We start from the raw sequence: 23,927 nt of genomic DNA, 5'->3' as shown, positions 1-23,927 counted from the left end.
AAATGGCATCCGGTACAGTCTCTCAAAAATTAATAAAAGACCATCTTGTAAGCGGAGAGATGGTTCCAGGAAAAGAGATCGGTTTGCATATCGATCAAACTTTAACTCAGGATGCAACAGGAACCATGGTAATGCTTGAATTGGAAGCCATGGGTTGCAAAAGCGTCAAAACTGAATTATCGGCACAATATGTCGATCATAATATGCTTCAGGAAGATTTCAAAAATGCGGATGACCATATTTTTTTACAAAGCGCATGTCAACGCTTTGGAATTTGGTATAGCAGGGCCGGCAACGGGGTTAGCCATCCGGTCCATATGGAATCTTTTGGCATTCCCGGCAAAACCCTTCTTGGTTCGGATAGCCATACCTGCGCTGCAGGCTCTCTTGGCATGCTAGCTATTGGAACGGGTGGTCTTGAAGTTGCTCTTGCTATGATGGGACACCCTTTTTATGTAGCCATGCCTAGAATTTTTGGAATCAAGCTAACTGGAAAGCTCCAGAATTGGGTGAGCGCCAAAGATATTATCCTTGAAATGCTAAGACGGCATAAGACATCAGGCGGAGTTGGAAAAATTATTGAGTACTATGGAGAAGGCCTAAAAGGGTTGTCTGCCATGGATCGACACGTAATTGCAAATATGGGCGCTGAACTTGGAGCTACAACCACCGTTTTTCCATCGGATGAAGAGACCAAGAAGTTTCTAGAGGAGCAAGGCCGAGGCGAGAGTTTTATTGAAATATTAGCAGATGAGAATGCCGTTTATGATGAAAATGACGAGATAGACCTTTCTAAATTAGAGCCGTTAATAGCTTGTCCATCAAGCCCCGATAAGGTGGTACCGGTAAGAGAAGTCGCCGGAAAAATCGTTCATCAATGCATGATCGGATCTTCTGCAAATCCAGGCTTTAGGGACTTTGCAATCGGTGCAATGATTGTGAATGATAGACAGATTCACCCCCATTTAAGCTTTGATATTAACCCTGTCTCAAGACAACAACTTGAAAATTTAATTGAGCAGCGCTACTTAAAAAGTTATGTGCACGCAGGCGCTCGGATACACCAGCCCGGCTGCAATGGCTGTATAGGAATGGGTCAAGCTCCGGCGAGCAACCAAATAAGCCTTAGAACTGTTCCAAGAAATTTCCCGGGAAGATCCGGCACTGAAGATGACCTTGTCTATCTTTGCAGTCCCGAAACTGCCGCAGCTTCTGCATTAACCGGGAAAATTACAGACCCTAGAACTTTAAATATGCCTTACCCTCGCTATAAGCATCCTTCTAAGATGATCTTGAACCATGAAATATTACAGCCTCCAACAGAAGGAAGGGCTGAGCTCATCATGGGTCCAAATATTAAGCCATTCCCCTTCTTTTCCGAATTACAAGACACCCTTGACGGCCCTATACTTTTAAAGGCAGGCGACAATGTCTCGACCGATGAAATATTACCGGCAGGCAGTAAAGTCCTTCCCTATAGAAGCAACATCCCCAAAATCGCTGAATTTAGTTTTATAAGACTGGATCCGGATTTCTATAATAAGACAAAGCCCTATAAAGAAACCGGTTTTATAGTTATTGGAGGGGCTAACTATGGCCAAGGATCAAGTCGAGAACACGCTGTCATTGCCCCACGCTTTCTCGGACTTAGGGCGGTCATCGCTAAAAGCTACGCTAGAATCCATCGAAAAAACTTGCTTAATTTTGGAGTTCTACCTCTTGTCTTTGATAATCCGTCAGATTATGAAAAGTTAGAGGTCAAAGATGAGTTATCTATAGATTCAATCCGGGAGCTTGTTAAAAATTCTTCGAAAGTTTCTATTTTGAACAAAACTAAAGACTTTACTTTTACAGCTTCCCTTAATTTAAGCGCCCATGAAAAAGATATATTAATGGCAGGCGGGCTTATAAACTACGTGAAAGAGCATTAATGAATTAAAAAGCTTTTTGAAGCTCCGGAAGGGCAAAATCGAGAAAAGCCGAGACATTTTTTTCACCGAATTTAAGGATGTCTTGCTTTTTCTCTAAAAGCTTTTCATTTCCTTTAAATAGAAAACTCATCAACTGCTTCATTTTATTGACGCGGGTTTTTTCCGGGATTTCAAGAGGAATAGACGATAAATAAACATTAAAAAAATGAACTAAAGCGCTCCATTTCTTTTCATAAGGAACACCCGAAAAATGGGCTTTGATTTCATGAAAAATAAAAGGATTGATGACACTCCCCCGTCCAATCATAAGGGCGTCACAGCAAGTCTCATCCAACATCTTTAAAGCATCCTTCACAGTCAAAATATCCCCATTGCCGACCACCGGAATTTTAAGAATGGATTTGGCTTCTGCAATTAAATCCCATCTCGCCGGAGGACCATACCCATCGATTTTAGTTCTTGGATGCAGCGTTAAATAGGCAATCCCGCTTTCTTCCGCAGCAAGTAAATTTTCTTTGAAAAGACTCGTGTCATTAAAGCCCGATCTTAACTTCGCAGTAACCGGAATTGTGACTGCTTGAACCATGGCTTTAGCGATTTTATTAAGATAGGAAGGTTCTTTCAATAAGCTTGATCCGGCGCCTCTACCTGTTACTGTGTTGGAAGGACAGCCGCAATTTAAATCGATACGGGTAGCGCCCCTTGACTGCATTTCGATCGCCATCTCCGCCATAAGCTCAGGATCAGAGCCCATCAGCTGAGCTGCTAGCGGAATGGGCGCAATTTCATCAGACTCATATTGACGGGCTAGGCTCTTCACATGAGCATTTGAAGGGACTCTTAGAAAGTCCCTTACACTTTCGTCAAACCCGCCAATTGAGGCCATGGCCTTTCTAAAGCTTCTATCGCCAACCCCTTCCATGGGAGCTAGGATTAAAAAAGGGCAGCCGTCCGAATTTCGAGGTAAGAGATTCATTTTTTTATTATTAGGTTAAGTGATTTTAAAAAATTTATACAATTATATTAGTTATTATAATTTAAAAAAATTACTAATTTTGCTATTTATTAAAATAAAAATTTAAGGAGCTTCTATGCCAGCTTCCGTCAAATACAAACGTCTCGATAAGGATAATGCGGCTGTCTTGCTTGTTGACCATCAAACAGGGCTGATCAATCTTGTTCAAGATTTTACACCTAATGAGTTTAAAAACAATGTCTTGGCGCTAGCAAATCTTGCAAAATTCTTTAAATTGCCCACCATTTTAACCACAAGCTTTGAAGACGGGCCAAATGGTCCGATTGTCCCGGAACTTAAAGAGCTCTTTCCAAAATCCATTATTCCAAGGCCCGGTCAAATCAACGCTTGGGATAATAAGGACTTTGTGAAAGCCGTAAAAGCTACCAAAAAAAAGCAGCTCATCATAGCCGGTGTTGTCACAGATGTTTGTGTCGCTTTTCCGGCTCTTTCAGCTCTTGAAGAAGGGTATGACGTCTACGTTGTTGTGGATGCTTCAGGAACTTTTAATGAAGCCGTTAGGGACGCTGCTTGGCATCGGATGGCGTATGCCGGGGCGCAATTGATGAACTGGTTTAGTGTTGCCTGCGAGCTGCACCGCGACTGGAGAAACGATATTGAGGGCCTTGGAACATTATTATCGAATCATCTGCCCAACTATCGAAATTTGATCAACAGCTACCTCTCAAAGCCTTTAAATAAGAAAAAAGGCTAGGGTTTAACCCTAACCTTTTTATAATTTTAGTTATCAACTACAAATGTCACATTAGCATTAACACGGAAGCTTGCGATTTTATTCTTATTTACAATCGCTTCAACATGCTTGACGTTAATTTGTTTTACGTTTTTTACAGTTTTAGTCACGTCTTTAATGCCATTTTTTAAAGCATTTTCTATGGTATCGCCTTCACAGATAATTTCGATTACTTTTGCAACAGACATCGCTTAAAGTCTCCTTGAGTTAAAAAATTTATTTCCTTTTATCATGCAAAACTAAAGCCAAGCAAGATTTTTTTTTAATAAATAGAGAGTAATTGCTCCTTATCCTTCTATAAATTATATTTAGAATTTGAAGGTAATTTTCATTTTGAGGAAACTTCTATGGATCTTAAAATTAAAGATAAAGTGGCTCTTGTAACAGGCTCAAGCAATGGGATTGGATTTGCCATTGCAAAAGAGCTTGCCAAGGAAGGTGCGGTTGTCTTTGTTAATGGAAGGAATGCGGATCGAGTGAATGATGCGATCAACCTTATTCTTACTGAAAATCCTAAGGCTAAATTAAAGCCTCTCATAGCCGACCTTAGCGACTTAAAGGAAATTGATAAAACCTTTCAAAAGATCCCGAGCGTTGATATTTTAGTGAATAACTTAGGGATTTATGAAATTGTACCTTTTGATGAAATAACAGATGAAAAGTGGCAGCATCTTTTTGAAGTTAATGTATTGAGCGGCATTCGTTTGAGCCGGCATTACCTTAAGCCCATGTTAGAACAAAACTCTGGCAGGATTGTCTTTATTTCAAGCGAGTCAGGGATTATGATTCCAAGTGAAATGATTCATTACGGATTTACTAAAACCTCTCAGCTTGCTTTAGCTCAAGGGCTTGCTCAACTGACCAAAGGGACCAAAGTTACAGTGAATAGCGTTCTTCCGGGACCCACCTGGACAGAAGGGGTAGAGAAGTTTATTGCTGAGGGAGCTAAAAAGAAGGGCCTTACATCAAAGCAAATGGAAGATGATTTTTTTAAAACCATGCGACCTTCTTCGCTTCTGCAACGGTTTATTAAGCCTGAAGAAATTGCAAGCTTGGTCGCTTATGTTTGCAGCCCCCTTTCTGCTGCTACAAATGGGGCAGCTCTAAGAGCCGAGGGCGGTCTTATTAGAAGCGTGATATGAAAATTTTAGATTGGAAAGTTTATATAATCAAGGCAGCTTCGGGAAAATTGTATACCGGGGTGACAACGGATTTAGAAAAAAGATTAAAAGATCACCAAAGTTCAAAAAGAGGGGCGTCCTTTTTTCGATTCTCCCACCCTGAAGAAATTGTCTTTCAGGAAAACCACCCCAATAGGTCTCAAGCTCAAAAAAGAGAAAGCGCCATAAAAAAAATGAGCCGGCAAGCCAAGCTTGAACTCATTGGCAGCTTTTCCAAAGGAGACTCGTGAGCTTAATTCATCTTCCATCAAGCGATGAGGACCTTTTAGCTGAATGCCGCGTAGAAACGTTTAAATCAAGCGGAAGCGGCGGCCAGCATGTCAATACAACCGATAGCGCTGTTCGGTTGGTTCACCTGCCCACCGGAATCCGGGTCACAAGCCAAAAAGAGAGAAGCCAATACCTCAATAAGCAAGAATGCCTATCCAAAATTCGAAAAAAAGCAGCTCTTTTAAATTATCGAAAGCCGAGACGCGTCGCAACTAAAACGCCTAGATCAGTCAAATTAAAAAATAAGTTAAAAAAGACAAAAGAATCTCTAAAAAAGAAATTGAGAAAAGCGCCTAAAAGAGACGAGGAATAGCTCTCAACCGCCAAAGACAGTTGAGAGCTGAAATTGTTATTTAACCACGAGTTGGTTGTTAACTTGTCTTACATTTCGGATGTTTCGGATTGTTCGGATAATTTGATCACGCTCTTGTGGAGTTGTAACAAATCCACGGATAGTGACAACGCCATTTTGAGTTTCAATACGGATGTTTCTTTCAGTAGCTAAAGCGCCGTTTTCAACAAGAGCATTTCTGATGCTTTGAGAAATTAATCTATCTTCCGGTGTTTCAGTGATCATTCTTTCTTCAGTTGCAGTATAAGTTCTGCCGGCTTCCACTTCTTCACGCTCTTTTGCGTTATGGTGGATTAAATAACCGCCGATTAAAAGAAGTGGAATACCAAGGCCAAGCAACCACTTTAACCAGCCGTTGTCATCAGCTGAAGCTCTTTTTGTTTTCCAAGATTCGTCTTCTCTTGTAGAATAAGTTCTGGTTCTATCAAAATTCCAATTTCTTACTTCATCTTCTGCAACATCACGGCTATAGCCATCTCCTTTGTTGAATTTTAGCAATTAATTGGTCATAACGTCCGTTGATTTGACGGATGTCTTCATCAGTTAAATTGCTCCATTTGTCTCTAAGAATTGGTTTAATTTGAGACCATTGGCTTTCAAATAAATCTTTATTCATAAAACTCTCCTTTAAACTCTCTCTTAATATTGAAAAACTTAAGTTTTTTCTATGAGGTCTTTGGCAAGCGAGACAGGACTATTGAAACTCTATGATCATGAAAAAGATAACCCTTTCCTTTGGTGTATAACTATTAAAATAATATGTCAATTAAAGTAAAAAACTTCTTAAGTATAACAACTTAGCAACAAAGCTATTAAATGACTTAATTACAGAAAGATAAAAAAAATCTCAAAAAAACAAAAATATTTATTAAAAGTTTATTTAAGTTTTTTGAAATAAAGATGTTATTAAAGTATGCCAGGGGAAAAAATAAAGCAATCTCTTTGAAACAATATTAAACTCATGCTAAAGAAATAAAGAAATGGATAACTAAGGTGCTCATAAAATCAGACAGCGTTAAAGCAAGCCTTCTTGCCGTTACCGCTTTTTTCTTCATGGCAGTATTTGGCCTATTAACCAAAATTGCTTTGCAAGACAGCCCAACTATTTGGGTAAGTTTTATTGCCTATCTTACGGGAACGCTTGCCCTTTTTCCCTATATTCTAAAAAAAGGGTTTTCCTACCTTAAATCTGACCACTACACCCTTCTTTTCGGAAGGGCCCTTATCGGGACTTTAGCAAGCTTTCTCTACTCCCTTTCCATCCACTACATCCCGATCGTTAATGGTACGCTTCTCTTTAATACAGCGCCTATTTTTATTCCGATCTTGGCGCTTCTTTTTCTCAAAGTAAAAGTATCAAACAGTGTATGGCTAGCAGTAGCCCTTGGATTTTTGGGGATTACGATCATTATTAAACCTACAGAGGCCATCTTAAGCGAGCCCGGCAATTTAATTGCACTTCTTTCAGGCTTTTGTCTTGCCATCGCTTATTTACTTATGAAGCTTCTTACCGGCACCGATCCCGGGATAAGAATTATTTTTTATTATCTGGGCTTAGGGACTTTAGTGCAGATCCCTTTCCTGTTATTTAGCTCTTCCTGGCCGGGAATAGAAGGGTTTCTTTTTGCTTTAGCAAGCGGACTTTCTCTTTGTTTGGCGCAATATTGTTTAGTCTCAGCCTATAAATACGCCAATGCTTCTGAAGTTGGAGTGTATCAATACAGCACAGTAGCGTTTGTTGGAATCTTTGATTGGCTGATCTGGAATATGATTCCGGGATGGTGGGATTTAATTGGAATTCTTCTTGTGGTTATGGCCGGCATGATCATCATCCGGTCGCATAACCATAACGATAAAGTGAAAGCAAATTAAAATTTAATTATCGCAGTTCAGCATCCAATGAAAACCGTATTTGTCGGTTAGCATGCCAAATTGGGCGGCCCAGAAAGTCTCGGCAAGAGGCATTGTGATATTACCCCCTTCAGCAAGTTTATTAAATAAAGCTTTTGTCTCTTCGATGGTATCGACCGGGATGCTCAAAGAGATAGTGTTGCCGGCTTTCGGTGCCCCCATCGGGTCATCAGAGGCCATTAAAACAAAATCCCCTTTTGTTAGGGATGCATGCATGATTTGGTCAGGCTTCGCATTTCCGCAAGCAGATGGATCCGGCGCATCGGCAAAAGTAAATATTTCAAGGTTTCCGCCAAAGCAATCCTTATAAAAATTCATGGCCTCTTTACAGTTTCCGTTGAAAAGCAAGTAAGGTACGATGGGTTTCATAGTGTTTTATCCTGTTTTTGTTTTAAAGCGCTGAAGTTTAGCAATCTCGAACTTTATCCTCAAGAAAAGCTTTTTACTTCGAAGGAAGCTACCTTAAGCTTCAAGTAAAAATTATAAGATGTCGCTTGGTAGGATCTAAAAGAAAAAAGCTAGCTAAACTTTGGTTTAGCTAGCTTAAAAAAACAAGCTTATGGGGTTACCACAATAAAGACAGGATCGCTTTTTATCCCTGATCCATTTACAGAATAGAGAGTGTACTCATAAACCCTGTTCTTCCTTAAGTTATGATTTTCAAAAAAGGTAGGCCCGCTTGCAGGAATCACGGCAATGAGCGTTCCAAATTCATAAATTTCGTAACTCACCACCGTTGGATCCGGACTTGGAACCCAAGTCAAAAGATTAAAATATTCGGTTTGAGTGGCGAATTTATTTCTCTTAGCTTTTCCGGCAAAATCAGAAGGCGGTAGAGGTTGCGGGATGAAATAGGTGAAAGAAGTATTGGGTCCGGCAGATGATATTCCGCTTGGGGATACAACAAATACTGTGACAGTTCCAGGAACTCCCGGCGGTGCAATAGCACTGATTGAATTATCCGCCTCTACAATAAAAGAAGTTGCAGGTGTCATTCCAAACAAAACATTTGTAGCTCCTGTGAAGTTTGAACCGGTTATGGAAACAGCAGTCCCCCCATTAACTGTTCCACTCGTCGGACTAATGCTTGATACGGCAGGGGTTGTCGGCAAGGCTATATAAGTATATTCATCAGAAACAGAAGGTGTTGAGGGGCCATCGGCATTTGTGACAATCACATGAACCGTTCCCTCGCTTCCTAAAGGTGCTGTAGCTGTGATGGTGTTATCATTATTTACCACAAAAACAGCGGCATTAAGACCAAAAAATACGGAGGTTGCGCCTGTGAAGTTTGATCCTGATATTGTAACAATTTCTCCGCCGCTTGTCAGCCCGCTATTAGGACTGACACTCGTCACAACGGGTAAAACAGCTGTATAAGTGTAAAGATTTGCAGGGTCTGCAGCGGATGGGCCATCCGCATTTTCGACAATCACATTGACAGAACCAACACTGCCGGCTGGAGCTGTAGCTGTGATGGTAGTGCTATTATTAATTACAAATAAAGCAGGGTTAGCACCAAAGGTAACGGAGGTAGCGCCGGTAAAGTTTGTCCCTGTTAAGGTAACAGCTCCGCCGCCGGTGGTAGGCCCTGAGTTAGGATTCACATTAGTAACCGTCGGTGGATTACCATTAAAGATAAAATTGTCATTTGGAGTGATGGGAGAGGTTCCGGACAAGTTTGCAACCCTCACATCGACAACGCCGGCAACGTGGGCGGGGGTTGTTGCCGTAATTGAAGTGTCGCTATTTACAACATAGGAAGCTGCAGGACTCAAGCCAAAAGTCACCGATTGGACATCATAAAAATTGGTTCCTGTAATTGTGATAACAGTTCCTCCCGAAGTCGGTCCGGTATTCGGGTTAACGTTTGTGACAGTCGGTACGGGAGCTGGTGGAATAATGACTTCTTTTGTAACAGAAGCAAAAGACTGCCCATCATTGCTTACAGTTTTTCCGGTAAATAAAACCGTGTTGCTAGTGCCGAACTGAGTAGTCACAGTTAAGATGACATTAAAAGGGCCGCTTGAATTATAAACATGGTTAATAGTGCTGCTTGTTGTATTCTGGGTGTTGCCATCGCCAAAGTCCCAAGCATAATTTGAAAATCCTCCAACCGGAGAAAGAGAGCCTTGCGCGTTAAAGGAAGTCGCATTTCCGGGGGAGGCAGGTGTTGCAAAAAACTCAGCAATAGGTGAGGGTTCCGGCACAAAAGCTACCCCAAATGGATTGGAAGGAAATAAATTTCTTGAGTCCCCTAAAGTATTACCGCTTATGATCAAGGTAAGGTATTCATTGCTTCCAGGGGATGTAACATAGCCCATACCAAAAGAAGCAAGGATTGGAGAAATAGCCATATCTTCAGAAGATGAAATAGCGTTAGTCGGTGATCCTGCTGTGTTTGTCGTAATGTCAATCGGAGTTACAGTATTATCTCCTGAATTAAGAACATAAGCCGTTAGATTATTGCTTCTAATAGCTATAGCTCTTGGACTTGGTCCAACAGCTATTGGGGTGCCGGGCGTATTGGTTCCAAGGTCAAGAGGAATTACTGTATTTGAGCCCATAGAACTCACATAAGCTGTAGTCCCATCGGGGGTCACTGCTATCCCCCAAGGAGAAGATCCGATGGGAATAGCTGTTCCAATGGTATTGGCCGGAATGGTAATCGGACTTAAGCTATTTAGACCGCTATTCACGACGTAAGCTGTCAAACCATTGGTTGAAATTGAAATGTCTGTTGGAATAGAACCTGCCGGTAAAGCGATTAGAGTTCCGGCTGTATTTGTCGCAATATCAATCGGGGTGATATTTTCAGAGGTTTGATTCACAACATAAGCGGTTGATCCGTCTGGCGTAATGGCAATGGCGTAAGGAAGGGTTCCTCCTGTCGGAATACTGTCCACTTGTGTTCTTGAAGTAATATCAAAAACCAGCACCTCATTTGTACCGGAGTCTAAAATATAAGCAAATCGGCCATCCGGTGTGATCGCTAATCTCTCAGGGGATGTCCCAATCGAAATCGGAGTTTCCGGTAAATTTGATAAGACCGGTATTGGATAAACCTCGGAAGTGTTATTAGCTGTTATATAAGCGTAAGGGTTTCCCTCCACCATAATTTGATTGTTATAACTATTGCTATTTGTGCCTTCGGCTGTCGTGACAGAAACGTAATAGGGGCCTGGAACCATGGCAGGAAGAATAGCTGTTACAGCAAAATCGCCGACTTCATTAAAGCTTGCAGCTGTATAAGGACCGATAGAGACAGCGGTGGTTCCTGTAAAATTGCTGCCAAAAATAGTGATCTCTTCTCCTCCAGTTGTTGAATAACTTTTGGGATTAACACTGATAACTTCAGGCGGGTCAGCCCTCAACCAGTTATTCGAAATTAGCAAAAATGAAAGGGATAAAAAAAGTACGCGAATCAAGGACATGACTACACCAAAATTAAATTTTGAGAATGCGGGCGGGATTGTAAAAATAAATTACTATTTTTTCAAGGTAACGTTTTAAAAGAAATGCCTAAATATTGCTAAATAGCGATTTTTGGCAGCGAAAACTAAATAGATAAACTTGAAAAAAATTTTACATTTAAAAAAAATATCCATAGTTTATTCCCAAACTTGGAAAAGCCGGGACATTATGTTTGATAAAATTATTGACCTTTCGGTCCCGATAGAAAATAACCTTTATTCCGACCCTTCCTTCATGCTTCCTAAAATAACCTATACGACTCATGAGGAAAGCGTCCCGCAAATGACCTCGCTTTTTCCAGGTCTCGCTAAAGAGGATCTACCGGATGGAGAAGCTTGGGCTGTTGAGCATGTCGAGCTATCCACTCATAACGGCACTCATCTTGATGCCCCTTATCACTATGCAAGCACCATGGAGTGCGGTCAAAAAGCAACACGTATAGATGAGATCCCTCTGGATTGGTGCTTTAGACCCGGTTTAAAACTTGATTTTACCTCTTTTGAAGATGGCTATCTTGTCACTAAAAAAGACATTGATAAAGAACTAAAACGGATTGGATACGAAATCAAACCTTTCGATATTGTCCTTGTCAATACACGAGCCGGAAAGCTTTATGGAACCAAAGATTACCTATCTTCCGGCTGCGGTATGGGCCGTGAAGCCACTTTATACTTACTTGAAAAGGGAGTCAAAATCACCGGAACCGACGCCTGGAGCTGGGACGCCCCTTTTATTCATACGGCTTCAAAATTTAAGGAAAAGAAAGATCCTTCAATTATTTGGGAGGGTCATAAGGCAGGGCGAGAGCGCGCTTACTGTCATCTTGAAAAGCTAACCAATCTTGAACTTTTGCCCCCTTTTGGATTTACGGTTAGCTGCTTTCCGATCAAAATAAAAAGTGCTTCTGCCGCCTGGACAAGAGCCCTTGCCCTTCTCTAATTCTTAGGGATATAAAATCGTCTCTTTAGTTTTATTCTAACTAACTGATTATGAGCAAACTTGTTTTTTACCACTCTATGATTTATATATCAGGTAATAATAATTTCGTCAGGGAGGATAGAAATGATTAAAGCCATAGGTTATGCAGCCAAGAGTTCATTCAGTTCTTTAAAACCTCTATCCATTGAACGTCGAAACCCAGGTCCCCACGATGTCGTGGTTGAAATTCTATACTGCGGTATTTGCCACTCAGATATTCATCAAGCCCAAAATGAATGGAAAAACACGATTTACCCATGTGTTCCAGGCCATGAAATCACAGGAAGAGTCGTTCAAGTGGGATCCAAAGTAAAAAAATTTAAAACGGGCGATGCCGTCGCCATTGGCCCCATGATTGACTCTTGCAGTGAATGTCAAAGCTGTCAAGAAGGCCTTGAACAGTACTGCGAAAAAGGGTATTTGGGGGCCTACAATGGAAATGCCAGATACCCAAGCGAGACCAATTTAACCTTTGGCGGCTTTTCAAATATGATTGTCGTTCAACAAGATTTTGTTTTTGCAATCCCTAAAAACATCGATTTAGCAGAAGCGGCCCCACTAATGTGCGCTGGCATTACTACCTACTCTCCTTTACGATATTGGAATGTCGGGAAAGGAACAAAAGTTGGAATAGTCGGACTTGGCGGACTTGGTCACATGGCGATTAAACTAGCCTTAGCCATGGGGGCTGAGGTGACTTTGATCACCCACTCACCAGAAAAAAAAGCCCATGCAAAAAAACTTGGAGTTAAAAAGGTCATTGTATCAACCGATAAGAAATCCATGGAGAAAAATGCCAATACCTTGGATTTTATCCTTAGTACCATTCCGGAGTCTCATGATGCCAATCCGTATATCGGGCTTCTTAAGCGAGATGGCGTCTTGACTGTTGTCGGCTGTATTGCTCCTTTAGCCAAAGCCACAGATCTTAGTAAAATGATGTTTGATAGAAAAACGCTTAGCACCTCTTTACTTGGTGGAGTTAATGAAACTGAGGAATTATTAAAATTTTGCAGTAAAAATAACATCAAAGCGGATGTTAAAATTATTCCCATAGAAGACGTTAATAAAGCGTTTAAAAGCATCGGAAAATCAGAACCTGATTTTCGATATGTCATTGACATGACAACCATTAAAAATAAGAAAGAGGAAAAAGGATTGCTTCGAATACTTGGGCTATAAGCTGTTTGATATAGCTAGCAGCGGGCAAGAGGCGAAACCATAAAAGGTTTCGATAGAGGCCAGTTTCCATACGCCATAAAATACCCGTTGTCATATTGATAGGGCTTAGCTTCTGCATCAGAGGATAGTCGGTCCGGTGAAAAATAAAAGATAACTTCTTCAATTTCTTGGTAAAAGTGATCTAAAATCATATCAAGAGACGGGATGCTATTTGAAACTAGATCAAATAAATGCAAGGTCTTGCCCTCTATATGATAAGAAATGAAACCATTGAGAGTGTCGCTATAAAAAAGTGACCAATAGTCAGGGTAAGTGGCAAATAGAGAATTGAAAGAGGCGAAAACGCCATTGTCTCGAACCCACAAGCGATTAGATAAAGACGCCCGGTTTCGAAATATCTCTTTAAAAAGTCTATCATCGGCAGGCGATTGAATCTGTCTTAATGCTTTTGTTCCGGAAGAGTGGTTTACTCTTAAATGAAATCGATATTCTTGAAGAAGTTTAAAGGACAGCTTTTCATAAAAAGCCGGAATTTCCGTGAATAATACAAGGAGTTCATAACGACCTTTAGCCCATTCAATCACTTTTTTAATTAATTCCGAAGCGAGGCCTTTGCCTCGATTGGGTGATTTTGTGCAGATCGCATGTAAAGCAGCCGCTTTGATAAGACGCCCTTCCACTAACATCGGGTATTCCAAAACCCCTACATGCGAAAGTACTTCTCCCCTTTCTTCCTTAAGAAAGGGTTTGCTCACCCATGGGAAACCTATTTTTTCCGTACGAACTATATTTGCTTTAATGCCGGGGAAGCATTCATCCAGTAAATTAAAGTGATTTCGATGATCCATCATGATTTTTCGTAAAATAAATAGAATTACTTTAAACTTATTTTTCTAAATTGTCCAAAATAAAAGCTTAATGAAGGCCTCTTCTTAACTTTGGTCCTCTACAGAAGAGAGGCAAAGAATCAAGCTGTGTTACTTCTCGTTTTTTGGAGCCGATAAAAGAAAGGCTTGCAAGGTCAAATAAATTTCTAGTTTGAAAGAATTAATTTTGCTACCTTGTTTCAAAAAAACAGGTTATATGATTAAAAAAATCGTCTTACTTTTCGTATCCGGTTTAATTCCATTTCTCTCAGAGGCCTTAGACAGTCGCTCTGATCCCGAACTGCTAAAATGCGCTACAATATCGTACTTAAAACTCATTGATCAAATCAGCTGCGGTCATTTTTCTCCAGAAGATGGCTCCCCTATTATTTCTCCAAGCTGTAAAAAAATACTAAACGGCCAACTATATACTGAAACAAGAGAGGATTTTTTAAACGACCTTTATTCTGTCTATAGCGCTCAAGGCTCCTGGAAAATACGACTCAAAGATCTTTTTATAGATCCTGAAAGCAACGCTTCGGTTTTAAGATTGTTTATCGAGATGGAAAAATTAGGCATCTATACAGCTATTGTTATTCTAAGATACGATTCAGATTATTTAATCACTGAAATTAACGAGGTTCTAACTCAGGTGACCGGCTCTTATAATTTCTAAGTTTTGAAACAGCACAATGCCGAGAATACGAACTTTTTAGGCAGCTTCAATACCCCTTTTACGCAGATTTTACAGTTTTATATCAAAAGACCATGCAAAAGACTTCGATAGTCACGTGCTAATATTAGAGAGCCTTTACCATCGTGATTTGACCGTAAGTTCGATTGAACTTCCTGAGTTAATTAACTAAATCTTAATTAATCAACAATAAAATAATTGAAATTCATTAATAAAGATGATAATTTATTAATAAGATGATAATTTATTAATAAACGAGATTAATGGATTTATACATGTCTTATTTAGCATGGGATGCTTCAAAAGACTTATTTATCAACTATAATGTGGATAGTTTACATGTCGTAGAAAAAGATCATGAATTCGATCAATTGGATTTTAGAGCAAAAATCAATGATCGCGTTCTACATATTAAGGTAAAACTCCAGTCTAAAGACGATTTACAAGAGGAAGACATCAAGGAAACAGTTATTGACTTAGCCAATCAAATCAACAAACTGGTTCTTGAGAGTGAGGAAAAAGATGTCTTTTCTGCAACATTCGATGGACATGTAATTCAAACTTTCCAAAGCTCTTGGAATCATGAAAAATCCTTATCCACTAAGCAAAAATTCTCCACAAAAAATGAACGCATTCATTCCTTCGAAGCAGAAGTTGACCTAGCTGATGAAGAACTGAAAAAAGTACAAGACCTTTTTCAAACAACCCTCTCTCAGCCGGATTTAAAAAAGGATTTAGACCGATTATTCAAAGCCTTTTCAAATAAGAGAGGTTTTTTTTTCTCTAAGGCAGCGTTAAGCACTAGATTCATTCAAGAGTTTATTGAAGCCTTTCAAAAAATCGACAGCCCAACTCTTCGAAACTCTGTGATTGAGATAGTGAAACAAGAATCTAATGACTGGCTGCCTTGCGTTCTCATGATTCTTGAATCGGGAAAAAAAAACTCCTCTCCTATGTCTTGGAAGTCATTATTAGCCTGTTGCTCCGACTCGCCCGAACTCTATCAGGAAATTTTAAAACGAGGCATTAATATCAATGCCAAGGACCCTAAAAGCGGCTCGACCCTTCTAATGGCAGCGATTTCTATGGGTTACAAGGATTTAGCTTTATCATTGGTTAAGCACTGTGAATTTGATACCCTGTTTGCCATCAACAAGAAAGAAGAATCCGCCTTGTTGATGGCCTTCCGTCAAGGTTATTTAGAGATATTCCAAGAGTTTATGAAAATTGAAGGTATTAGAGAAGGTCATCTTGAAGCCTATCTTGGCAAGGATTGTCTTCAATCCTTTCTCACGGTCGCAATTGAGTTTGATCATTTGCCAATTGTTAAAGAACTTCTTTCTTTGAAGAGCCTCGATGTTAACCGAAAAAGCCGCCTTAGCCATCAAATCCCCCTAGAATTAGCCATTTCAAAAAACCATGTAGAGATAGCTAGAGAGCTTCTTAAAAATAAGCAAACCGATTTAAATGCGCGAACAAGTGATGGAAGTTCTTTACTGGAAAAGGCTTTCACTAGAAACGATTCTCGTATCTTGGAAGAATTTTTTGCAAGAGGCGACATAGATATTCGTCCCCTATTCTCTTTAGTTGAAGCTCATCCCCGATACGCCTCGATCCCTCAAATGGAAATACTAAGCCGGTATTTTAAAAAAGAGTCCGAAGACTTTTTCCAAACCCATCCTGCCATAAAAATGGCGCAGCTGTATATTCAAGGGCAACAAAAAGAAGCTCAAGAATTATTAAATGCCAACTTAGGGTCTAATAATAAGGCTTTTAATATCACGCATCTTTTGAAAGCAGGCGAAGGGCTAGATCCATTTATCGAAAAAAACAAAACTTTAATCTGTAAATGGCTTCTTGAAGGCCAAATATTAGAAAATCTCCCTCAAGAAGACCAGATTTTCGTCCTTAGCAAATTTTATCCTAAATTCTACCAATTCATGGATGCGGCAGGGACGCTTTCTCAGAAAGGAATTGCCATAGTCATAGAGTCTCTCAAGAACAAGGATATGCCATCAATTCCCCCCGAAGAAAGTATAACCCTTTGTCAAGATCGCCCTGATTTTGAGGATGCTTTAGTCAAGCTTGCTTGCAATGATACTGATATCAAAGAGGGCGACGTACGTCTTTTTATAGTTAATGCCTCTGATGATAATCCCCATGGTATTGCAAATCATGTGACCCCTCTTTTTTTTAAAAGAGTAGAAAACGCTTGGGAAATTATCATTACCGATAGCACAACCGATTATTCAAATTGCAAAAAAACAGATGGTTACTGCGCCCCGCTAGTTGACATTATTCTTAATATGGAAAAATATTTTGTCGAATTTAGCGTTAGACACATCCATGTCAACACCTTTTGGCGTCAAACAGACGATAGGAACTGCTTTGTTTTCGCAATCAGCGACCTTATTAATTTCACGAGGCTCGGCGATCAATTTTTGAGCAGCCTTCCAAAAACCAAACAAAAAGTTCATTACTTTAGGGATTTACCGCTTAAATGGATGAAAACTACTCAATCTATTAGTGAAATAAAAAGATATGCTGAAATGAAAAAAAGTGGCGGTGAGAGCCTTTTAATGAGTAGAAGAAAAGGGAAAAAAGATGAAACGCTACTCGAAAATCTTTCGCGTCACACAAAAAAAGCTGCCTCAAGGGGTAATAGGGAAGAAAATTTTCTCATCGAAGACAGATCCAAAAAGTATAAGCAAATGGTTATTAACCGGCTAATAGCTAATTTAAAAGAAATCTATAAAGATTAAAACGATTCCTGTTTGTCTTAAGTCTATCACATCATCTGTAGCCGAATCAAAATTCAAGGTGCGGATCCTTCGGGAATATCTTCTTTATTGTTAAGATATTCAGCGAGGCTTCGCCCGATTGATAATTTCCGGCTCCGATATCCAAAGCATAAAAATCCTTATCCCCCAAAGCTGCTTGTCCGACATTTTTCTCATAAGTTTCTATTCTTTAATGCCGGAGATACCGTATGAATCACTTCCATTAAACCAGCTCGATTGGCTTTTGCCGGCTACTTGCTTTAAATGCGCTAAGGATACAATGATTTATTTCCGATGTCCTTTCTTTCCAAGAAAGATTAGTCTCTGAAGTAGGTTTAGAATCATGAGTCAACACTTCAGAACTTTTGTATTCTTCCGGTGAGACTTACTCATTGAAATTAATGAAGAACACCTATTTTTTGATTTAATAAAAAAAGGGTTATTATATAAAATTTTTTAATTAAAAATAAATAAATAGAACTAATTTGTTTATGAAAACTAAATTTATTTAAGGTCAAAATTAAAAATGCTTCATAGCCATCCCTTTTTAGATACCCTTATCGATTGTCTTAAGGTTAATTATAGGTTAGATGTAAAATCAATCATCCCCCTTTCAGGAGGAGCTGACATAAATGCTTCTTTATATAAGGCTCAAACCTCCGATCAATCTTACTTTGTAAAGTTGAAGAAAGGCGATGAGAATGCCTTTAGTTTCGCACTCATGGATTTATTATGGGAAAGCGGAGTTCAAGAAATTATTCCTCCACTCAAAACCATTGACGGCTCTTCGCTCCTGCAAATTGAAGATTTTAATTTAGTTATATTTCCATTTATTGAAGGAGTTAACGGATTTAGTCAAAAGCTTACAGGTAAGCAGTGGACATCGTTAGGTAAGGCGCTAAGGCGAGTTCACGATTTTGATGTACCCCCCTCTCTAATCAAAGGGATCAGAAAAGAAACCTATTCATCAAAATGGAGGCAGTTGGTTCGCCTTTTCTATAGCGACCTTCGAAAGAAGCCGCCCGAAAAGGATCATTTGGCTCTAAAGTTTTTAAATATTATGAATAGAAATAGAGCTGTTATCGAGGATCTTATCGATAGGGCCTCAGAGCTTAGTACCAAAGTCAAAAACATCCCTTCAAAGTCTGTATTATGCCATTCTGATATACATGGAGGAAATATACTGATAAAAAATTCGGAAGTTCTCTACTTAATCGATTGGGATGACCCTATCATGGCGCCAAAGGAGCGAGACCTTATGTTTATTGGAGGGGGTGTAGGCAATGTCTGGAACGACCCCCAAGAAGAGGCTTCATTTTATAAAGGGTATGGAAAAACAGAGATTGATAATTCGCTATTAGCTTACTATAGATATGAAAGAATAGTTCAGGATGTTGCGGAGTTTACAGAAATTCTATTGGATTCCCAACATAAAGATAGGCCCGAAATGCTTGATCACTTTATTAGCATGTTCAATCCAAATGGAGTTGTCGAGATCGCTTTAAAAACCCCTGTAATTTAACAATCGATTCTTTTGTGATTAACAGCCGGAACCAATCATTAGTACGGCCGGAACTAAATAATCTTCTTTTAGTTCATAAGTTTTATCAGGGATAATATCAACCCAATTGGTAAGAAGATCCGGCTCGCCGCTACCCTTAGACCAAACAACGACTCTAAAATACTCAGCTTTTTTGGGGCTGTTTAAAGTTAATTTTCCGTTTTCAGTTAAGATTTGGAAGGAGGCGGGATTCAGTTTTAACCCGTACATAATGGCTTTATTTGCTTCGGCAACTTCATTTGCGCTTGTTGCCCATTGAATGCCAATCCTAGACTCATTCATGGGATGGCCGGTTTGGTTGGCAAGCACAATTTTTTCTGCGAACCCATGGTTTGCAAAAACAAGCATCGGAAGAATCAAAAGAATAAGTTTTTTTAACGTCATTGGATTACCTTATTATTCAACTGTTATCCCTTCTTGGGGAGAGCAAACCGCATCTTCATCTATTTTTAAAGCTTTTATCGGAAATATTCCTTCAGAGCAAAGCGTGCAAGTCTTTCCATTAGCTTTAAAAGGCTCTTTAGGGATATGAACTGTGACATTCTTAATTAAATTAACAGCTTCAGCTATTACAAAATCCCCGACCATGCTCAAAAATTGATAGCTTTCTTCCGGTGTAAAACCTTGAGTTTTTACTAAAAAATCAATGGCATTTTTAGTCGCCATTTTCATCGCTTCAAACAGGTCTACATTTAATCCAACAATCATCCAATGGGTTTCATTTTCAATGATAGGCCAGCTAAAAGCATTACCCAATTTTCTTTTCGTTTTATCGGTGACAGCTTCGGCTTTTAAATCTTTTCTGACTATAAATTGGAGAACTATAGACTCATAAGAGGTTTCTAAGGCTGTGACATCTACTTCCCCGTTGCTTTGCATCGCGTGGGAATCCCCTGTCCAAACAAGTCCTCCTTTTTGAAATACCGGCACAAAAAGAATGGAGCCTGCCTGCAATTCAGGCTGATCTAAATTTCCGGCAAAAGGTCCCGGTGGAACGGTATTAAACTCGCCGGCAACCGGCTGTCCCATCTCTTTTTGCATATTGACGGGCCAACCTTCCGGCCAATCCAAGGGCGGGGCTACCGCTAACACTCCCGGAAAAGGCTTAAGGTGTAAACAGACGCCTTTTGTAAACTCTGTCGTATTGTTGTTTCTGTTATATTTAAAATATTTGATTCGAGGTTTTGTAAAATCGGAAAGAATCCCTTGAGTAGGGCTTAAAAAGTTATATCCAAAATCATTCAATCGAATATCTAAAATCCTGATTTCTAAAACATCTCCGGGCTCTGCTCCTTCAACATAAACAGGTCCTGTAACACTATGCATACCCCGTCTTTTCTGAATATCATGCTTTTCATAAAATTTAGCGACGTCTGCCGGGGTTGTTTTATTAAAAACCATTTCATGCAAGCAGCTATTCCAAGTTTCAAGTGAAACTATATCGCCGGACTTTATTTTTACTGCCGGCTTTTTATTTAGGTCAAAGAGCCCGAGTGTAACAGTATCAGAAGTGGCCGGAACCCGATAGGTATCTCCTACTAGACATGCTGTCTGTAAAGTCGCCAAGAAGAGAAGAGAGGTTTTAAGTTTCTTCAACATTTTTTCACCTGTTAGATCAAAATCTCTATGTAATATTTTTTTTAAAGAAAGACAAGAATAATCTAGAATAGGGCCGTCATTCTGCCGGTTAGAGCCCATACATTGGATTTATTAGGATGCGCCCCCGGATTCGGAATGTAGCTGCATACGGGCTGGAAATAAACCGATTTATAGACAGCCGCTTGGTAGTAACCTTGAAACATGATCTCAGAGGCTCTTTTAAACGTATGCGTATTAAGCTTTGAGCAGGCAACACCAATGCCAAAAGAATCGTTCGGCCGGTTAGGGGTAAAGCCAAACCCTGTCAATCCAAGACCTGCGAAACGATTCATGGGTCTTGTCCTGGAGTTATTCCAACCTAATTGAAAAAAACCTGAAATGTTTTGTTTATTCTTAGACCCGGCGCCGCTTATCCAAAGCGCTTGCGATCCAAAAGCATATAATCCTCCGGTTCCAACTTCACGTAAGAGTCCGGCTTTTAAAACACCGCTTTGATGCCATGCGCCTATGGCTAGGATTCCAGGTTTTGGCGCGCCCCACCCGTAACCTCCCTCAATGATTGAAAAGTAATAACCATTAAAATGAGGACCTGTAAGCCCTGTTTGCACCCCTCTTGCCACATTGCCATCATAAAAACCTATGTTGATATAGGCTTCTTTAATGGGTGTAATGGTCGCTGTGACGCCATAAACTGAATTATAATAGCCGCCTATTAATCCGAGTAACGTGGTATTCACAAAAATAGGCGTATAAATAAGGCCTGTGACAGATGCGATCGAAAGAGCCGGGTTAGCGACCGGAACCGGTTTTGTTACGTTATTGAAATGATAAATAGGAACTGTTTTACCGATTCGAACACTAAATCTATCATTCCAAAATCTCTTAAGAATCCAAATTTGGTAAAGTTCTGATCGATTAAGAGGCGGTTCTCCGGGTAGCCCATTATACCCTTGCACAACCCCTGCATCCTCATTTGTCGGCTGTCCGTTAAATTGAAGAAATTCAGCCCCGAAATAAGTATTCTTCCATCCGGCAGCTTTTTCTAGATCTACAAACAAATCGAGGATAAAAAGGCTATTGCAAGTCCATCGTCGATTATGATGAGTGCCATTGCCCCCGCTAATTAGGTCGTTGCAATCACCGATCCAAAGCCCCCCGAGTCTAAACCCTGAACTTTCCGGAATATGCAGCTTCTTGCCAAGCTCTCCTGTCCCCGTTAAAATATTTGTAGCCCCCGGATTTCCACTAATCCCGTGGCTTACCAAGGTATCGTCAGCTTTTAAAAAGGATAGCTGGAGGAAAAAGCAGACAAAAGAAGCTAGGAAAAAAGAAAAAATGGGGTTCATTGAAATTCAATTGTAAAAAAAAACTACAATATTTAATCGAGGTAGTTGTCTGCAACTGATCTTTCATTCTCAAGATTATAAAATCTAAAGACCCAAAAGCCTATATAAGATTTAGAAAAGTAATCGCCTTATCTCAAAAAGAACATGGAAAATATTTGCTTAGACCTCTAAATTAAAACTTTAAATACATCACAAAGCGCTTCTTTTCGATAAAACGAATAATTAAGAGGTAAAATTAAGAGCTTGTGCTAACCATTATTTTGTTAACCATATCGAATATTTTTATGACATTTGCCTGGTACGGGCATTTGAAATATCGAGATACCCCTCTCGCTCTTGCTATTTTAGTAAGCTGGGGGATTGCTTTTTTTGAGTACTGTTTCCTTGTGCCGGCAAATAGATTCGGCAGTTATCAATTTTCAACCACCCAATTAAAAACCATCCAGGAAATTATTACCTTGGTGGTGTTTTGTTTTTTTTCGTACTTTTATTTCGATGAGGGTGTGAAAACAAATCAAATCATAGGGTTTATTTTTATAGTTTTAGCCGCCTACTTCATATTCAAAGCCTAATTGCTGCTTCCATACCTGAATGACGTTAACCAAGCAAAATCAGATTTATATGATTAAGTACTTAACTTTAATGCTATGCATTGCAAACTGTTCTTTGAATTGTTTAGAGCTAGATATTTATCAGGCGATTTTTGATGCGGAATGTGAAAATTTAACCATCCCGGAAGAGCATGACTACAGGATTTCTACACTAAATAAATACGGCTATATGTTTACAAAATTTGATCCCACTGTAGATCGTTTTCTAAAGCTAATTGAAAATAACCTAAAACAAACCTTCTTTGAAGTGGGTGGAGCCTATGGAAACGTTGCAGAAAAGGCGTTAGAGAAAGGAATTGAAAAATATTACTTAAATGATTGTGAAGAGCGTCATTTAAAATCTTTTGCCAGAAAGCTATATAAAGAAGGAAAAACGCATCTTTTCCCGGCACTTCATTTGATTCCCGGCAGATGTCCCGATGAGGTATCAATGCCTTCAAACAGTTTTGATGCCATACTCGTCAATAAAGTGCTTCATTTTTTTTCTCCTCAAACAATCGATGCCTTTGTTGAATGGCTGAATGATCTGCTGAAGCCAGGAGGCAAGGTATTTGTGTTAACGATAAGCCCATTTTATAAAGGACATGAGGAATTGTTAAAAGACTACCAAAAGCAAAAAGAAGAAGGGGCAAGGTTTCCGGGATATTGCTCAAGGTATGAAACCTCTCACTCCGGAGAGCAATACCCCTCAGAAGCTCGTCCCGCTAGTTTGTTGTTTATGGAGATCGACACTTTAAAAGATCTTTTTGTTCAACATGGATTTCAGATCGAAGAAGAATTTAAATTAGCCATTATTAATAGCGATAATTCGGAGTGGAGAGCCGGCAATGATATGGTGGGTATCATAGCTCATAAACCCTAACCATTCAGTTTGACAGAAGTTATCCAATAGACTTCTTTTGAAACTCGCTTTGATTGGAAGAATGGGCTGGTTTTATGCAAATTTTTTGATAAATTCTGAAAGCATAGGATAGGCTATGCATGTAAAATTTAGGAAAAAAGATGCCAAAAACAGCTTTTTTAACAATTTAATGGAGTTTCGAAAGAGAACTTTTGACCGGGATAGAGTAGTCAAAAAGCTTGAGACAACTGAGTTCCTGAAAGACCTCAAAAAAATAACTTCAAGGAAAAATACCATATTTGGTAGAATTGAATCTTAAACCTGGAAAAAGGTAATTTTTAATGCGTTACATACAGTCTTCTGCCTACTTTTATTTTTTCTTTTTTGGAATACCCATGAGGCGGGAGGCTAACTGACGCTTGTAAAAATTAACAAGTGTACAAAAGACCCCGCCAAAAGCGGGGTTTTTTTTTGCCCTAAAGTAGCTATTTTTTAACTTTTTAAAATGAGGATTCTCATGAACACGACATTTAACTATCAATTTAAAAACAAAAAACAAGGAGCAGTAAACCAATTATTAA

At 39.5% G+C, this 23,927-nt stretch carries 23 protein-coding genes; 13 read left to right on the top strand and 10 right to left on the bottom strand.

Features of this window, described 5'->3' with window-relative positions:
• Positions 1-2: 2 nt before the first annotated feature.
• Positions 3-1,931, top strand: a complete 1,929-nt coding sequence (locus CSEC_RS02000; protein ID WP_041016765.1) for an aconitate hydratase — start codon at positions 3-5, stop codon at positions 1,929-1,931.
• A 4-nt stretch (positions 1,932-1,935) separates the two neighbouring features.
• Here CSEC_RS02000 and CSEC_RS01995 read toward each other — a convergent pair whose 3' ends face one another.
• On the bottom strand, positions 1,936-2,907 hold the full coding sequence (locus CSEC_RS01995) for a tRNA dihydrouridine synthase (protein ID WP_041016764.1): 972 nt from the start codon (positions 2,905-2,907) through the stop codon (positions 1,936-1,938).
• Positions 2,908-3,022: 115 nt separating this feature from the next.
• Here CSEC_RS01995 and ycaC point away from each other — a divergent pair, with 115 nt between their 5' ends.
• A complete protein-coding gene (gene ycaC / locus CSEC_RS01990; protein ID WP_041016763.1) occupies positions 3,023-3,661 on the top strand; it encodes an isochorismate family cysteine hydrolase YcaC in 639 nt (212 codons plus the stop codon).
• Between the two features lie 26 nt (positions 3,662-3,687).
• Here ycaC and CSEC_RS01985 read toward each other — a convergent pair whose 3' ends face one another.
• Positions 3,688-3,888: a dodecin family protein gene (locus tag CSEC_RS01985; protein WP_041016762.1), complete on the bottom strand. Its 201-nt coding sequence runs from the start codon at positions 3,886-3,888 to the stop codon at positions 3,688-3,690.
• A 159-nt stretch (positions 3,889-4,047) separates the two neighbouring features.
• Here CSEC_RS01985 and CSEC_RS01980 point away from each other — a divergent pair, with 159 nt between their 5' ends.
• From CSEC_RS01980 to CSEC_RS01970, 3 genes are read left to right on the top strand one after another with little or no spacing between them, the layout of a single operon-like run.
• Entirely contained in the window at positions 4,048-4,842 is a 795-nt protein-coding gene (locus tag CSEC_RS01980) for an SDR family NAD(P)-dependent oxidoreductase (protein WP_041016761.1), read from the top strand.
• Positions 4,839-5,111 carry a GIY-YIG nuclease family protein gene (locus CSEC_RS01975; protein WP_041016760.1) on the top strand — a complete coding sequence of 91 codons (273 nt, stop codon included), beginning with the start codon at positions 4,839-4,841 and terminating at the stop codon, positions 5,109-5,111. The genes CSEC_RS01980 and CSEC_RS01975 overlap by 4 nt, the downstream gene beginning before the upstream one ends.
• On the top strand, positions 5,108-5,464 hold the full coding sequence (locus CSEC_RS01970) for a peptide chain release factor family protein (protein WP_041016759.1): 357 nt from the start codon (positions 5,108-5,110) through the stop codon (positions 5,462-5,464). Before CSEC_RS01975 ends, CSEC_RS01970 begins: the two co-directional genes overlap by 4 nt.
• Positions 5,465-5,500: 36 nt before the next feature.
• Here CSEC_RS01970 and CSEC_RS13310 read toward each other — a convergent pair whose 3' ends face one another.
• Complete coding sequence (locus tag CSEC_RS13310; RefSeq protein WP_202593677.1) at positions 5,501-6,001, bottom strand: BON domain-containing protein; 501 nt, start codon at positions 5,999-6,001, stop codon at positions 5,501-5,503.
• A complete protein-coding gene (locus CSEC_RS12510) occupies positions 5,970-6,119 on the bottom strand; it encodes a CsbD family protein (protein ID WP_202593676.1) in 150 nt (49 codons plus the stop codon). Before CSEC_RS12510 ends, CSEC_RS13310 begins: the two co-directional genes overlap by 32 nt.
• Positions 6,120-6,496: 377 nt before the next feature.
• On the opposite strand from CSEC_RS12510, the gene CSEC_RS01960 reads away from it, so the two are divergent.
• Complete coding sequence (locus CSEC_RS01960; RefSeq protein WP_041016758.1) at positions 6,497-7,375, top strand: DMT family transporter; 879 nt, start codon at positions 6,497-6,499, stop codon at positions 7,373-7,375.
• A 3-nt stretch (positions 7,376-7,378) separates the two neighbouring features.
• Here CSEC_RS01960 and CSEC_RS01955 read toward each other — a convergent pair whose 3' ends face one another.
• Together CSEC_RS01955 and CSEC_RS01950 are read right to left on the bottom strand one after the other, a co-directional pair.
• Positions 7,379-7,783, bottom strand: coding sequence for a VOC family protein (locus tag CSEC_RS01955; protein ID WP_041016757.1), 405 nt, complete (start codon positions 7,781-7,783; stop codon positions 7,379-7,381).
• Positions 7,784-7,971: 188 nt separating this feature from the next.
• Positions 7,972-10,848 carry an IPT/TIG domain-containing protein gene (locus CSEC_RS01950; protein WP_041016756.1) on the bottom strand — a complete coding sequence of 959 codons (2,877 nt, stop codon included), beginning with the start codon at positions 10,846-10,848 and terminating at the stop codon, positions 7,972-7,974.
• A gap of 208 nt (positions 10,849-11,056) precedes the next feature.
• Here CSEC_RS01950 and CSEC_RS01945 point away from each other — a divergent pair, with 208 nt between their 5' ends.
• Positions 11,057-11,827 carry a cyclase family protein gene (locus CSEC_RS01945; protein WP_041017203.1) on the top strand — a complete coding sequence of 257 codons (771 nt, stop codon included), beginning with the start codon at positions 11,057-11,059 and terminating at the stop codon, positions 11,825-11,827.
• Between the two features lie 123 nt (positions 11,828-11,950).
• Positions 11,951-13,048, top strand: a complete 1,098-nt coding sequence (locus CSEC_RS01940) for an NAD(P)-dependent alcohol dehydrogenase (RefSeq protein ID WP_041016755.1) — start codon at positions 11,951-11,953, stop codon at positions 13,046-13,048.
• A gap of 14 nt (positions 13,049-13,062) precedes the next feature.
• Here the strand turns inward: CSEC_RS01940 and CSEC_RS12930 are convergent, their stop codons facing one another.
• Positions 13,063-13,899 (bottom strand): GNAT family N-acetyltransferase, encoded by an 837-nt coding sequence (locus tag CSEC_RS12930; protein WP_237559194.1) that lies wholly within the window; start codon positions 13,897-13,899, stop codon positions 13,063-13,065.
• A gap of 232 nt (positions 13,900-14,131) precedes the next feature.
• Between CSEC_RS12930 and CSEC_RS01930 the strand changes: the two genes are divergently transcribed.
• The 3 genes from CSEC_RS01930 (at position 14,132) to CSEC_RS01920 (ending at position 18,910) form a co-directional block, all read left to right on the top strand.
• Positions 14,132-14,590 (top strand): hypothetical protein, encoded by a 459-nt coding sequence (locus CSEC_RS01930; RefSeq protein WP_154017599.1) that lies wholly within the window; start codon positions 14,132-14,134, stop codon positions 14,588-14,590.
• Between the two features lie 293 nt (positions 14,591-14,883).
• Positions 14,884-17,370 (top strand): ankyrin repeat domain-containing protein, encoded by a 2,487-nt coding sequence (locus CSEC_RS01925; protein WP_041016753.1) that lies wholly within the window; start codon positions 14,884-14,886, stop codon positions 17,368-17,370.
• A 544-nt stretch (positions 17,371-17,914) separates the two neighbouring features.
• On the top strand, positions 17,915-18,910 hold the full coding sequence (locus CSEC_RS01920) for an aminoglycoside phosphotransferase family protein (protein WP_041016752.1): 996 nt from the start codon (positions 17,915-17,917) through the stop codon (positions 18,908-18,910).
• A gap of 18 nt (positions 18,911-18,928) precedes the next feature.
• Here the strand turns inward: CSEC_RS01920 and CSEC_RS01915 are convergent, their stop codons facing one another.
• From CSEC_RS01915 to CSEC_RS01905, 3 genes are all read right to left on the bottom strand, one after another.
• Positions 18,929-19,333 carry a hypothetical protein gene (locus tag CSEC_RS01915; RefSeq protein ID WP_041016751.1) on the bottom strand — a complete coding sequence of 135 codons (405 nt, stop codon included), beginning with the start codon at positions 19,331-19,333 and terminating at the stop codon, positions 18,929-18,931.
• Positions 19,334-19,345: 12 nt separating this feature from the next.
• Positions 19,346-20,548, bottom strand: a complete 1,203-nt coding sequence (locus CSEC_RS01910; RefSeq protein WP_041016750.1) for an acetamidase/formamidase family protein — start codon at positions 20,546-20,548, stop codon at positions 19,346-19,348.
• Positions 20,549-20,610: 62 nt separating this feature from the next.
• Positions 20,611-21,894, bottom strand: coding sequence for a carbohydrate porin (locus tag CSEC_RS01905; RefSeq protein ID WP_053331690.1), 1,284 nt, complete (start codon positions 21,892-21,894; stop codon positions 20,611-20,613).
• Between the two features lie 245 nt (positions 21,895-22,139).
• Between CSEC_RS01905 and CSEC_RS01900 the strand changes: the two genes are divergently transcribed.
• Entirely contained in the window at positions 22,140-22,466 is a 327-nt protein-coding gene (locus tag CSEC_RS01900; RefSeq protein WP_041016749.1) for a DMT family protein, read from the top strand.
• A gap of 49 nt (positions 22,467-22,515) precedes the next feature.
• Positions 22,516-23,367: a class I SAM-dependent methyltransferase gene (locus tag CSEC_RS01895; RefSeq protein WP_161780943.1), complete on the top strand. Its 852-nt coding sequence runs from the start codon at positions 22,516-22,518 to the stop codon at positions 23,365-23,367.
• Positions 23,368-23,927: the final 560 nt, after the last annotated feature.

The sequence above is a fragment of the Criblamydia sequanensis CRIB-18 genome (assembly GCF_000750955.1).
GTDB classification, from domain to species: domain Bacteria; phylum Chlamydiota; class Chlamydiia; order Chlamydiales; family Criblamydiaceae; genus Criblamydia; species Criblamydia sequanensis.
The sequence above is the reverse complement of the archived record's forward strand: the minus strand, read 5'-3'. Positions and strand labels throughout refer to the sequence as shown.